The 11940-nt window shown below is 65.7% G+C and carries 12 protein-coding genes; 6 read left to right on the forward strand and 6 right to left on the reverse strand.

The window, feature by feature from the left end:
• Window positions 1-37 precede the first annotated feature (37 nt).
• Window positions 38-799, reverse strand: a complete 762-nt coding sequence (locus MU449_RS09175) for an ABC transporter permease (RefSeq protein WP_244737726.1) — start codon at window positions 797-799, stop codon at window positions 38-40.
• A complete protein-coding gene (locus MU449_RS09180) occupies window positions 796-1734 on the reverse strand; it encodes an ABC transporter ATP-binding protein (RefSeq protein ID WP_244737727.1) in 939 nt (312 codons plus the stop codon). Before MU449_RS09180 ends, MU449_RS09175 begins: the two co-directional genes overlap by 4 nt.
• A gap of 168 nt (window positions 1735-1902) precedes the next feature.
• Here MU449_RS09180 and MU449_RS09185 point away from each other — a divergent pair, with 168 nt between their 5' ends.
• The 3 genes from MU449_RS09185 (at window position 1903) to MU449_RS09195 (ending at window position 3934) form a co-directional block, all read left to right on the forward strand.
• Window positions 1903-2283, forward strand: coding sequence for a response regulator (locus MU449_RS09185; protein ID WP_244737728.1), 381 nt, complete (start codon window positions 1903-1905; stop codon window positions 2281-2283).
• 70 nt (window positions 2284-2353) lie between these two features.
• Window positions 2354-2602 carry a hypothetical protein gene (locus MU449_RS09190; protein ID WP_244737729.1) on the forward strand — a complete coding sequence of 83 codons (249 nt, stop codon included), beginning with the start codon at window positions 2354-2356 and terminating at the stop codon, window positions 2600-2602.
• Window positions 2603-2605: 3 nt separating this feature from the next.
• Window positions 2606-3934 (forward strand): DUF6880 family protein, encoded by a 1329-nt coding sequence (locus MU449_RS09195; protein WP_244737730.1) that lies wholly within the window; start codon window positions 2606-2608, stop codon window positions 3932-3934.
• Between the two features lie 17 nt (window positions 3935-3951).
• Here MU449_RS09195 and MU449_RS09200 read toward each other — a convergent pair whose 3' ends face one another.
• Together MU449_RS09200 and MU449_RS09205 are read right to left on the reverse strand one after the other, a co-directional pair.
• Window positions 3952-5289, reverse strand: a complete 1338-nt coding sequence (locus MU449_RS09200) for a PepSY-associated TM helix domain-containing protein (RefSeq protein WP_244737731.1) — start codon at window positions 5287-5289, stop codon at window positions 3952-3954.
• A 45-nt stretch (window positions 5290-5334) separates the two neighbouring features.
• On the reverse strand, window positions 5335-5694 hold the full coding sequence (locus MU449_RS09205; protein ID WP_244737732.1) for a hypothetical protein: 360 nt from the start codon (window positions 5692-5694) through the stop codon (window positions 5335-5337).
• A 215-nt stretch (window positions 5695-5909) separates the two neighbouring features.
• Here MU449_RS09205 and MU449_RS09210 point away from each other — a divergent pair, with 215 nt between their 5' ends.
• Both MU449_RS09210 and MU449_RS09215 read left to right on the forward strand, forming a co-directional pair.
• The gene (locus MU449_RS09210; protein WP_244737733.1) at window positions 5910-6809 is read left to right on the forward strand and encodes a dihydrodipicolinate synthase family protein; all 900 of its coding nucleotides are present in this window, start codon (window positions 5910-5912) and stop codon (window positions 6807-6809) included.
• Window positions 6810-6958: 149 nt separating this feature from the next.
• On the forward strand, window positions 6959-7447 hold the full coding sequence (locus MU449_RS09215) for a PRC-barrel domain-containing protein (RefSeq protein WP_244737734.1): 489 nt from the start codon (window positions 6959-6961) through the stop codon (window positions 7445-7447).
• A 75-nt stretch (window positions 7448-7522) separates the two neighbouring features.
• On the opposite strand, the gene MU449_RS09220 is transcribed toward MU449_RS09215, so the two are convergent.
• A complete protein-coding gene (locus tag MU449_RS09220; protein WP_244737735.1) occupies window positions 7523-8503 on the reverse strand; it encodes a mechanosensitive ion channel family protein in 981 nt (326 codons plus the stop codon).
• Between the two features lie 63 nt (window positions 8504-8566).
• Complete coding sequence (locus MU449_RS09225) at window positions 8567-9832, reverse strand: cation:proton antiporter (protein WP_244737736.1); 1266 nt, start codon at window positions 9830-9832, stop codon at window positions 8567-8569.
• A 253-nt stretch (window positions 9833-10085) separates the two neighbouring features.
• On the opposite strand from MU449_RS09225, the gene MU449_RS09230 reads away from it, so the two are divergent.
• The gene (locus MU449_RS09230; protein ID WP_244737737.1) at window positions 10086-11915 is read left to right on the forward strand and encodes an ABC transporter ATP-binding protein; all 1830 of its coding nucleotides are present in this window, start codon (window positions 10086-10088) and stop codon (window positions 11913-11915) included.
• The last annotated feature ends 25 nt before the right edge of the window (window positions 11916-11940 follow it).

Raw genomic sequence — 11940 nt, forward strand, 5'->3', positions numbered from 1 at the left:
GTGCCGCACTTTGCGGCGGCACGGGCCACGGGGCGCCTCAGTCGCGCAACCGCCAGCCGGTGGCGAATATCCAGCGGATGATCGCGGCACAGATCACGACCATGATCCCCACCGCCACAAGCGACACGCCCACCGGCACATCCGCGAACCCAAAGAACGACCACCGGAACCCGGAAATGAGGTAGAGGACGGGGTTCAGCTTCGCGACCCCCTCCCAGAACGGCGGAAGCATGTCCGAGGAATAGAAGGCCCCGCCCAGAAACACCAAGGGCGTGATCACCATCATCGGCACGATCTGCAACTGCTCGAACGATTTCGCCCACAGGCCGATGATGAAGCCCAGAAGGCTGAAGGCCAACGCGGTCAGGAACAGGAAGGTCAGCATCCAGAACGGGTGCATCACATGCATTCCGACAAAGAAGAAGCTGGTCCCAAGGATGATCATCGCGATCAGGATCGCCTTCGCCGCCGCCGCGCCGACAAAGCCCACCGTCACCTCGATCCACCCGACCGGTGAGACGAGGTATTCATAGATCGTGCCGCTGAACTTCGGGAAATAGATGCCGAAACTGGCATTGCTGACCGATTGCTGCAGCACGGTCAGCATCATCAGCCCCGGCACGATGAACGCGCCATAGGGCACCCCCTCCACCGACTGGATGCGCCCGCCGATCGCCGCCCCGAACACGACGAAATACAGCACCGTGGACACCACGGGCGAAGCGAGCGATTGCCAGATGGTGCGGAAGAACCGCGCCATCTCATGGTTGAAGATCGCAAGGGACGCGGTCCAGTTCATGCCGCCACCTCCTTGGGTGTGGACACGAGGGTCATGAAGATCTCCTCCAGCGTGGATTGATGGGTGGAGATGTCGCGGACCGACAGGCCGCTGGTCGCGAGATCGCCCAGAAGGCGGGCGATGCCGGTGCGTTCGGCGCGGGTGTCGTAATCATAGGACAGGGTCCGACCGTCATCGTGCAGCGTCAGGCCGGGGCGGGCCAGATCGGCGGGCAAGGCGGGCAGCGCGACGTTCAACTCGATCTTCAGCGTCTTGCGCCCCAATTCGCCCATCATGTCGGCCGTGGGCTGGACGACCGCCAGCCGCCCCTTGTCGATGACGCCGATACGATCGGCCATGTCCTCGGCCTCCTCCAGATAATGGGTGGTCAGGATGATGGTCACGCCGCTTTGGCGCAGATCGCGGACCACGTCCCACATCTCGCGCCGAAGGGTGACATCGACCCCGGCCGTCGGTTCGTCCAGAAACAGGACGCGCGGGCGGTGGGACAGCGCCTTGGCGATCAGCACGCGCCGCTTCATCCCGCCGGACAATTCGCGAATGGCCGCGTCCCGCTTGGACCACAGCGCCAGCGACCGCAGGACCGCCTCGATATGCGCCTCGTCCGGGGCGGCGCCATACAGGCGGCGGGTATATCGGACGGCGTCGATCACCTTCTCGAACGGCTCCAGAGCGATTTCCTGGGGGACGAGCCCGATCATCCGGCGCGCCGCGCGCCAATCGTTGCGGATGTCGTGCCCCCCCACCCGCACCGTTCCGCCGGTGGGCATCACCAGACCGCAGATGATGGAGATCAGCGTCGTCTTTCCCGCGCCGTTCGGACCCAGGAGGGCGATGATCTCCCCCTCCTCGATCGAGAGGGAGAGGTTGTCGAGCGCCTTCGTGCCGCTGTCATACTGCTTTGACAGGTTCTCGATCTCGATGATGGCTGGCATGGGTCGTCCTTTTGGAAGCGTCGCGTGATACATAGCGACGGGGGCGCGCAAGGCGAAGGGGGCCGCGACGGTATCTTGCCCCCCGCATTCCGTGACGGGCCGTCGGAACATATTCCGCGCACACCTGTTGGTTGAACAGGCCCACGTCGCGGCGTGCAGAAAGTGGTCATGTCTTATCGTATCCTGATCGTCGAGGACGACACCATCATTGCCCTGGATCTGGCCCTCACGCTGGAGGAGGCGGGATTCGAGACCGTGGGCATCGCCATGGACATGCAGTCGGCGCTGCGGCTGGCTGAACGGTACCCGGTCGATCTGGCGACGATGGACGTGCAACTGGCGCGTGGCACGAACGGTGTGGACACGGCGATGCGGCTTCGGCACGCCTTCGATATCCCCTCGGTCTTCCTCAGCGCCAATCTGGACCGAACCACGCGCGCGCAGGCCGCCAAGGCCCGTCCCGTGGGGTTCATTGACAAGCCCGCCGGGGCAGATGCGGTCGTCACCTTCGTGGAAACGCATTTCGCTGCGCAGACGATGCCGCAGTGACCCCAAAGGCATCGCCAACGACGGCCCGACCCGATAGAAGATGCGGACGCCCCACGATCCCGGACCGTCCATGCCCCCGTTTCTGATCTTTGCCAGTCTTGTCGGCGGCTCTGCCGGATTTCTGCTGTTGGGACCTGACTTCGCCGCCAGCCATTCGATGAAAGAGCAGATCGCCCTTGGCCTTCTTGCCGTCGTGATGATCGGCACGTTGTTCGGGATGCGCATCCAGACCATGATCGGCTTTGTGCTGCGGATGGTGGTGCTGGCGCTGGTGTGGCGGTTCGCGGCGCAGCTTCTGCGCCTTGTGCGGCTGCGGTAAGCTATGGCCAAGGCGCTGAACACCAAGAATCTGGTGCCCCTTGGGGCGGCGCGTCTGGCGGACCTGCTGATGGAGGTGACGAAGGGCCGTGCTGATCTGCAGCGCCGCCTGCGGCTGGAACTCAGCGCGCATCAGGGGCCGGAGGATGTCGCGCGCGACCTGCGCAAACGCTATGCCGCGATCCGACAGGCCAAGGGCTATATCCCGCGCAAGACCCATCGCACTCTGGCCAAGGAGTTGCGCAGTTTCCTCGCCCTAATCGACGGCACCATCGCCCCCGCCAACCCGGACCTGGCCTTCGATCTCTTATGGGAACTGCTGTATCTCGCGCCCGGCGTTCTGGCCCGCGGCCGCGACGCGGCCGGAATTCTGGCGCAGCCGTTCGAGGAGGTGATGCCCCTTGTCGCCCGGCTGGCCCCTGCCCTGTCCCACCCCGCCGAGGGGCTGGCAGATCTTGTCTTCGACGCGGTTCGCCAAGACACCGGGGGGCGGTTCGACGGAAGCGTCGCCGCGCTTGCCCCGGCCTTGGGTGCGGCGGGTCTGGCGCGGCTGGATCGGCTGGCGAGTGACGCGACGTCGGCCTCCAAAATCGGTCGCGCCCGCCTGCTGGTCCTGCGGCGCGCCATCGCGGCGGCGCGCGGGGATGTCGATGCCTATATCGCGCTGTTCACAACGGCCCAGCGCGCCGATCCGGCGACGGCCCTTGATATCGCCGCCCGCCTGATGGACGCCGAGCGGCCCGAAGAGGCGCTTGCCCATCTGGACCACGCCCCCCGCACCCCCGTGGTGGAGGACGGGATCATCGCCGCGCTTGCCGCGCTGAAGCGCAAGGAGGCGCTGGCGGCGTTCCTGCGGGACAGTTTCGCCGCCCGGCCCGATGCGGATCGCCTGCGCGCCCATCTTCGCCTGCTGCCGGATTTCGAGGATATCGAGGCCGAGGACGCGGCGCGCCGTCTGGCCCAGGACCATCCCGACCGCAACGCCGCCCTGGCCTTCTTCATGGACTGGCCCGACCACGATGCGGCGGCCCGCCTGATCCTGACGCATCCCGATGCGCTGAATGGCCACGCCTCCGCCCTTCCCACCTATGCCGACGCGCTGGTCACCCGTGCGCCGCTGGCGGCGGTGATCCTGTGGCGAAAGGCGATCCGCGCCGGCTTGGGTCGCGGCACCGCAGCCGAGGACCGGCAGGCCGCCGCCCGGCTTCTGGCCTGCGCAGAGGCCGATGCGCGGATCGTGGAGTATGACCCGGTGCCGGATCACCTGAGTTTCGTGGCCTCGCTGCGCAGGACCTATGGGCGGCGAAAGGCCTTCTGGGCGCGGGTGCAATAGATCGCCGCGGGGCGCCGTCACACAGATCGGCGGGCGATGACCCAGCGAAGGATGTCGATCAGCAGGAAGGCCGCAAGGCTGATGCCCAGCACGGGCAGCGCCCAGCCAAGCGCCACGGCCCCCACCGCCCAAAACATGCGGGCAGGCACGGACAGGCGCATCCACGCGGCGGTCAACGGCAGGCCCCCGGCAGCGGGGCGGCGGGTCCACCACATCGCATAGCCATAGGCGATGGAGATCATCAGGCCCACGGCCACCAGCCCCATGACGATCTGGTTCGCAACCCCGAACAGGATGCCCATATGCGCGTCGATGCCCCAGCGGATCAGCTTCGGCACCAAGGTGAACTCCGCAAAGTCGGCGCGGCTGGTGACGGCCATGGTCGCAGGGTCCAGCGCGATGGTGTCGACCTGCGTGGGCCAGCTGCGGTCGTATTCCCGCACCGACCAGGCCTGGCCGGGTTTGGGCAGGCGGATTTCCAGGAACGGGCTGTCGATGCCGGCCTTGCGGGATGCAGCCTCCACCGCGTCCAGCTGATCCAGACGATCCTCGCGCGCCGACAGGTCCATGTGATGGTGCGCATGGGCGTCCATCGGCATGGTGGCCCCGTCCAATGCGGTGCTGGCCGAGGGCGTGACCCAGCCGATGGCGTTGCGCAGGTCGGTGATCCGCTGCCCGCCCGCCTGCGACCACGTGAGGCCGGTGATCGAGATGAACACCAGCACCACCGACAGCACCACCCCCAGCGTGGCATGAATCCAGCGGCGACGCTGCGGCGGGGGCATGTCGGCCACCGCGCGGCGGCGCTTCGGGCCGGTCGCCCACAGCGCCACGCCCCCCAGAACGGCCACCCACAGCCACGAGGCCGCAAGCTCGCTGTAATATCGCCCCCAGTCGCCCAGCAGCAGGTTGCGGTGCAGGTAATCCAGCGTGATGCGGAAGGGCAGGATGCCGCTGGTGCCATAGGTGGTCATGTCGCCCCGGATTGCCAGCGTGACCGGATCGACGAAGATCGTCCGGTTCTCGGACGGGCCCAATGCGGGATCGGAGAACATGATCCGCGTCGTGCGCCCCTCGCCCGTGGCGGGGCGGACGGCGGACACGTCCAGATCCGGCACCACGGCCCGCGCCGCCAGCGCCTGATCGGTCAGGCTGCGGGCCGCACCCGCGCTGTCGGTGTAAAGGGCGTCGGCGTAAAGCCGATCTTCGATCTGCGGGGTCAGGACGTAAAGCAACCCCGTCAGGGCGGCGATGAAGATGAAGGGGCCGACAAACAGCCCGATGTAGAAATGGAGGCGCAGCAGAAACGGCCGCAGCGCGGTGGCGCCGCGCGGCTGATCGGGGATATGGGACATGAAAAGGGCCTGAGAATGGGAACCGGAAGGGTGGAACGGTCGGTCTCAGGCCTGCGGGGGGCCGCGTGTGGGGGTGGCGGGGTCGTGCGGGCGCGCCGCCGCCCGCCGGATCTGCGGCAGGATGATGGCCGCCACCCGCGCCCGTTCGGCCCGGATCAGCGGCAGGTTCACATCCGGCAGATTGGACGCCGCCACCAGATGACACAAGGAACAGCCCGCCTCATGCGCATGGTCGGGGGTATCGTGGCACAGGTCGGACAGAAGCCCGCCCTGAAGCTGATACGCGCTCAGATACATATCGGTCACCGAAGGGGCCGCACGCCCCACCGTGCCCGTCGCGAAGGCGACGGTCAGCAGGGTTACCGCCACCAGACCCAGGATACGGAAGGCTGCAAAAGCACGCATATCCCCTGCATGACGCATTCCGGCGCGAAGACAACGGGCAAATTGTCCCAACAGGCGTTGCCCCGGCCCTGCGCCTTTCCCCGTGGACCGCCCCCCTTTTCGGGTGATCGCCGTCTGGACATCCGTGCGGGGGCCGGTGACATTGACGGCCGGGGCGCCAGTCCGCGCCTGCCACCCCGCCGCGGCACGCGTCACACGTTCAGGAGGAGGACACGATGGCACATGATCTCGACACGGCCCTGACGGGCATTTCCGGCATTCTGGTGACACCCTATGACGACCAAGGCGATCTGGCGCCTGCGAAACTGCAGCCCGTGATCGACCACGCCGTCCGGGCCGGGGTGCATATGCCGGTGGTGAACGGAAACACCGGCGAATTCTATGCCCTGACCACGGACGAGGCCGTGACGATGGTGCACGAGGTCGTGGCAATGGTGGGGGGGCGCGCCCCGGTTCTGGCTGGCGTGGGGCGCGGGCTGCGCGATGCCTGTCGGCTGGCCGGGGACTCCGCGAAAGCCGGGGCCACCGCGCTGATGATCCATCAGCCGCCGGATCCCTTCGTCTCGCCGCGCGGGACAGTGGATTACATCCGGGCCATCGCCGACGCGTCCGGTGGCCTGCCGATGATGCTTTATCTGCGCAACGACGCGATCGGCACCGACAATATTCGCGCCCTGTGCGAGGTCGAGGGGGTGAAGGGCGTGAAATGGGCCACCCCGAACCCGTTGCGGCTGGCCGAAGCGAAGGCCGCCTGCGATCCGTCGATCGTCTGGGTCGGCGGGCTGGCCGAGGTATGGGCGCCGGCCTTTTATGCCGTGGGGGCGCGCGGCTTCACCTCGGGGTTGATCAACATCTGGCCCGAACATTCGATGGCGATCCATGCCGCGCTGGAGGGGGGCGATTATGCGCAGGCCAACCGCCTGATCCGCCGGATGAAGCCGTTCGAGGATGTCCGCGCCGAGGAGATGAACGGCACGAACGTGACCGGCGTCAAGGCCGCGCTTCAGGCGATCGGACGGGACTGCGGGCCCACGCGCGCCCCATCGGCCTGGCCGCTGACGGCGGCCCAGACGCGGACGATGAACGATTTCCTGGCGGCGAACGATCTGACCTGAACGTCCCGCCGGTCCTTCCGGTGCGGCCCACGGGGCGCCGGATGGACCGGGCCGGTCGGTTCAGAAAATCGGTCGAATTTCGGAACCGGATCTGGGATCGCCCGTTATCTCCCCGATCGGCAGGAGCCGAGAAACCTAAGGAGACCAAGATGATCAAGCTGCTTTCCTCCACCGCCGTCGTTGCCATGCTGGCCGCCCCCGTCGTCGCACAGACGGCCACCACGACCGCGCCGGAAGCCACCACGACCGCACCGGCAGCCGCCACGACCGGGACGTCGGACATGGGCTTCAACTACACCGTCGAAGCCGGTGACAAGTCGGCAGAAACCTTCATCGGCAAGCGTCTGTACGTGTCCGAGGTCGAGGTCGACATGAACGCCGACATGACCGAAGTCGACCAGGACTGGGACGATGTGGGTGAGATCAGCGATCTGGTCATCGGCGAAGACGGCATGGTCAAGGCCGTTCTGACCGACTTCGGCGGCTTCCTCGGTATGGGCGAGAAGACCGTGGCCGTGTCCATGGACGACCTCGCGGTGATCCGTGACGGCGACTCGCAGAACGACTACTTCATCGTGCTGCAGTCGGACCGCGCCTCGCTGGAGAACGCGCCTGAATTCAAGTGGCCGGAAATGTAATCGACCCCACATGGTCGGATCGGAAAGCGCGGCTTCGGCCGCGCTTTTTGATTCCCGCATCATGGCCGGCGTGGCTCAGCCCTGCTTCTGCCCTGCCTCGCGCGCAGACATGGGCGGATGGCCCTTTTCGCCCCGCGGCCATCCTTCGCGCTGATCGCCGCGCGTGCCGTCGGTCGCCTCCGTCTGATCATGAAACAGCATCACCTGCGTCGGATAGGCCATGTCGATGCCCGCCTTGTCCAAGGCGTATTTGATCCGCTCCAGCAGCACCGCCTTCACATGCACCACATCGGTGCGCCGTGAATTCGTCCACCACCGCACCCGCAGATTGACGGTCGAGGATGCCAAATCCCAGACCAGAACCTCGGGGGCCGGTTTCGCCTCCACCGTATCCAGCCCTTCGAAACAGGCCAGAATGACCTTGCGGGCCTGTTCGATGTCATCCCCGTATCCGATGCCGACATCGTAATCGCTGCGCCGGGTTTCATGGGCGGTGTTCACCGTCACCGCCGTCGAATACACGTCGGCGTTCGGAATGATCGCATCCCGCCCATCATAGGTGGTCAAAATCGTCGCCCGCGTCTCGATCCGTTTGACGGTGCCCTCATAGCCGTTGACGACGATCTGGTCCCCCGGACGGAACGGCTGCCCCAGAAGCAGCAGAAGCCCCGCAAGCCAGTTCTGCAGAATATCCTTGAACGCAAAGCCGATCGCCACCGACCCGATGCCAAGGCCCGCGATCAGATCGCCCGGACGCAAGGACGGGATCACGATGGTCAACCCCAGCAGGATGCCCATCAAGATGATGACCCATTTCAGGAACGATCCGAGGACGTCGCCCAGATTGCCCCTTTGGCTGTGATTGGCCCATGTCCGTACCGCGCGCGCCACGATCAGGCCAAGGATGACGAATATCCCGATCAGCACCGCCGCGACGACGATATTCGGCAACAGCTTCTGAAAGCCGATGACCCATGTGGAAATCTTGGAGAATACGAAGACCGGATCCAGTTGGACCGCCTCTTCCATCGTCTCCGGTGCTGTCGTCTCGTCCATCGTCCGCCGCCCCCTGCCCATCAAGAGGGGCAGTATGCGGCATTTCAGGGCGTGGCGCCATATTCACGGGCCCGGGGAATGCGCCCGATCCCGCATCAACCGCCGTGCAAGGGGGCCAAGCGTCAGGCCCTGCACCAGAATGGAGAAGACCACCACCGCATAGGTCGCAGCCAGGATCGGATCCTTCCAGTCGGAGGCGGGCAGCGACAGGGCGAGCGCGACGGAAATGCCGCCCTTCAGCCCGCCCCAGGTCATCAGCGGCACCACGTCCCGCCCCTCCCGCCGGATGGGATAAAGCAGGAGGATCGGCAGCGCCACGGAGGCCAGACGGGCCGCAAGCGCAAGGCCGATTGCCGCCCCCATGAACAAAAGCGTGGTGCGTGTGACGTCAAGCTGGAAGATCTCCATCCCGATCATCAGGAAAAGGGCGGCGTTCAGGATCTCGTCGATCAGTTGCCAGAAGCCATCGACATAGCGGCGCGTCTCGTCCGACATCGCGTCCCGCCGGCCGACATTGCCAATCATCAGGCCCGCCACCACCGCCATGATCGGGGCCGACACGCCCAACGCCAACGCAAGTTCATATCCGCCCAAGGCCAGCGCCAAGGTCAGCATCACCTCCAGCGCGTAATCGTCGATCCGCCGCATCAGCCGAAAGACGCCCCAGCCCAGTGCAAGGCCCAGAACGCCGCCGCCCACCGCCTCGCGCAGGAACAGCGTCACGGCGGATGCCAGATCGAAGGCCCCCGCCCCATGCGCATCGGCGGCGGGAAACGCCAGCCCGATCAGCAGCAGGAAGACGACATATCCCACGCCGTCGTTGAACAGCGATTCCCCGGCGATCTTGATCTCAAGGCTGTTGCGTATCTTCGCCTCGCGCAGGATACCCAGCACCGCCACCGGGTCCGTCGGGGAAATCAGCGCGCCGAACACAAGGGCGATCAGAAGCGGCATCCCCGTGACCCAGGAAAAGCCCAGCCCGACGATGACGGTCGACAGGGCAACGCCCAGTGTCGCCATCAGAAACACCGCCAGCGCCTCGCGCCGCAGATCGCTCAAGGACACGTGCAGCGCCCCGGCGAACAGCAAAAGGCCCAGCATTCCGTCCAGAAGCGATCCCGACAACTCCATCGCAGACACAAGATCGCGCGTCTGTTCGGCCAGATGCAGGCCGGGATGAAGATGGTCGATGCCCAGAACGATCATCGACCCCACAAGCGCGATCACCATGATCCCGATCGAGGATGGCAAGCGAAGGAAGAAATAGTTCACGCAGCCCGACGCGGCCGCCAGCACAAGGATAATCGACGCGATCTGAAGCGGGGTCATGCGGGCTTCCTGCGAATGCGGGCAAAGTGCCGCCGTGAAGCGCGTTACATGGCGCGCCGGTCCGCAATGACAAACGTCCATGCCTCAGGACAGTCGCCAACGCCCGCGAACCATGCGAAACGGCCTGTTTTTTGTTCAACAAAAAAACAAGTCTTGTTGGTGGGGCGGTTGCCAGCGACCCGTCAATATTGCATAGCTGCCATGTGCCAAATGGCGAGAGCCATGGGGCGAAGCGAACCATGTCGAGGGGCCGATGCCAGACTCCATTTCCCCCCCCATCCTGACCGTCGAGGGGCTGAGCGTCGCGTTCGGGACGTCCCAGGTGATCGACGGGCTGGATTTCACCGTGCAGGCGGGACGCACCCTGGCCATCGTGGGCGAAAGCGGATCGGGCAAATCGGTCACCTCGATGTCGATCATGCGGCTGGCCGACATGGTCGGCGCCTCCTATCCCGAAGGGCGCATCCTGTTTCGCAATGCGGCGGGGGACTCCGATCTTCTGAAAATGTCCCAGTCGGACATGCGGGGCATTCGCGGCAACGAAATCGCGATGATCTTCCAGGAGCCGATGACATCGCTCAACCCCGTCTATTCCATCGGCGACCAGATCGCCGAAGTGCTGATGCTTCATGCGCGCCTGACGCGGGCGCAGGCGATGGCGGAAGGGATCCGCCTTCTGGAACTGGTGCGGTTGCCGGACGCCAAGGGGATGATCCGGCGTTATCCCCACCAGCTTTCGGGGGGAATGCGCCAGCGCGTGATGATCGCCATGGCGCTGGCCTGCCGTCCGAAGCTGCTGATCGCCGATGAACCGACGACGGCGCTGGACGTCACCATTCAGGCGCAGATCCTGTCGATCCTGCGCGATCTTCAGGCCGAGTTGGGCATGGCGATCATCTTCATCACCCATGACATGGGCGTCGTGGCCGAAATGGCCGACGATGTGGTCGTGATGTGGAGGGGCAGAAAGGTGGAGGACGGGCCGGTGGCCGACATCTTCGCCAATCCGCAGCACCCCTACACCCGCACCCTTCTGTCGGCCGTGCCGAAGCTGGGTGAGATGGCGGGCGAACCGCATCCCCTGCGCACCCCCCTGACCGTGCTGGAGGACGGGCAGCCGAAGCTGGTCGGCACCCGCCGCGTGCAGGACACGGCCAAAACCGGCGCGGCCCCGCTTTTGTCGGTGCGCGATCTGTCGGTCTCGTTCGATCTGACGAAGAACTGGTATGGCAAGGTCACACATTACTGTCCCGCCGTCACGCAGGTCAGCTTCGACATCCACCCCGGCGAGACGCTGGCCCTTGTCGGCGAAAGCGGATCGGGAAAATCGACCATCGGGCGCACGATCCAGCAACTGACCGACCCCGCCTCGGGCGAGGTGTTCTTCGACGGGCGGCCCATGTCGCAGATGGGTCTGGCCGAACGCCAGCGGTTGCGGCGCGAGGTGCAGTATATCTTCCAGGACCCCTTCGCCTCGCTCGATCCCCGCAGAACGGTCGGCTATTCGATTGCCGAACCGATCCGCACCCATGGACTTCTGGACAACGACCGCGCCATCCAGACGCGTGTGGGGGAGCTTCTGGAACGCGTGGGCCTGTCCGCCGCCGTCGCGGGCCGCTATCCGCATGAATTTTCCGGCGGGCAGCGGCAGCGGGTCTGCATCGCACGGGCCCTCGCCTCCAAACCCCGCCTGATCATCGCGGACGAGGCGCTGTCGGCGTTGGACGTGTCCATTCAGGCGCAGATCATCAATCTGTTCATGGACCTGCAGCACGATGACGGCCTGGCCTATCTCTTCATCAGCCATGACATGGCGGTGGTGGAAAAGATGAGCCACCGCGTCGCCGTCCTCTATCTGGGTCAGATCATGGAGATGGGCACCCGCGCGCAGGTGTTCGAGACGCCCGCCCACCCCTATACCCGCCGCCTTCTGTCCGCCGTGCCGGTGGCCGATCCGGCGCACCGCCCCGAACGCCGCGCGATGGAGGGGGACATTCCGTCCACGACCCACCGCATCGGCGATGCCCCCAAGCCGCATCTTCGTGACGAAATCGCGCCCGGCCACGTGGTCGCGCGCCACTGACATGCCAACATCAACAGGGACGACC

The organism is Falsirhodobacter halotolerans (assembly GCF_022899245.1).
GTDB lineage: Bacteria > Pseudomonadota > Alphaproteobacteria > Rhodobacterales > Rhodobacteraceae > Falsirhodobacter > Falsirhodobacter halotolerans.

What these genes read in the sequence shown, in the direction of transcription:
- MU449_RS09205 (WP_244737732.1), bottom strand. Translation starts at nt 5,694, where the DNA reads ATGCGTGCTTTTGCAGCCTTCCGTATCCTGGGTCTGGTGGCGGTAACC.
- MU449_RS09195 (WP_244737730.1), top strand. Translation starts at nt 2,606, where the DNA reads ATGGCCAAGGCGCTGAACACCAAGAATCTGGTGCCCCTTGGGGCGGCG.
- MU449_RS09190 (WP_244737729.1), top strand. Translation starts at nt 2,354, where the DNA reads ATGCCCCCGTTTCTGATCTTTGCCAGTCTTGTCGGCGGCTCTGCCGGA.
- MU449_RS09185 (WP_244737728.1), top strand. Translation starts at nt 1,903, where the DNA reads ATGTCTTATCGTATCCTGATCGTCGAGGACGACACCATCATTGCCCTG.
- MU449_RS09225 (WP_244737736.1), bottom strand. Translation starts at nt 9,832, where the DNA reads ATGACCCCGCTTCAGATCGCGTCGATTATCCTTGTGCTGGCGGCCGCG.
- MU449_RS09175 (WP_244737726.1), bottom strand. Translation starts at nt 799, where the DNA reads ATGAACTGGACCGCGTCCCTTGCGATCTTCAACCATGAGATGGCGCGG.
- MU449_RS09215 (WP_244737734.1), top strand. Translation starts at nt 6,959, where the DNA reads ATGATCAAGCTGCTTTCCTCCACCGCCGTCGTTGCCATGCTGGCCGCC.
- MU449_RS09180 (WP_244737727.1), bottom strand. Translation starts at nt 1,734, where the DNA reads ATGCCAGCCATCATCGAGATCGAGAACCTGTCAAAGCAGTATGACAGC.
- MU449_RS09220 (WP_244737735.1), bottom strand. Translation starts at nt 8,503, where the DNA reads ATGGACGAGACGACAGCACCGGAGACGATGGAAGAGGCGGTCCAACTG.
- MU449_RS09210 (WP_244737733.1), top strand. Translation starts at nt 5,910, where the DNA reads ATGGCACATGATCTCGACACGGCCCTGACGGGCATTTCCGGCATTCTG.
- MU449_RS09200 (WP_244737731.1), bottom strand. Translation starts at nt 5,289, where the DNA reads ATGTCCCATATCCCCGATCAGCCGCGCGGCGCCACCGCGCTGCGGCCG.
- MU449_RS09230 (WP_244737737.1), top strand. Translation starts at nt 10,086, where the DNA reads ATGCCAGACTCCATTTCCCCCCCCATCCTGACCGTCGAGGGGCTGAGC.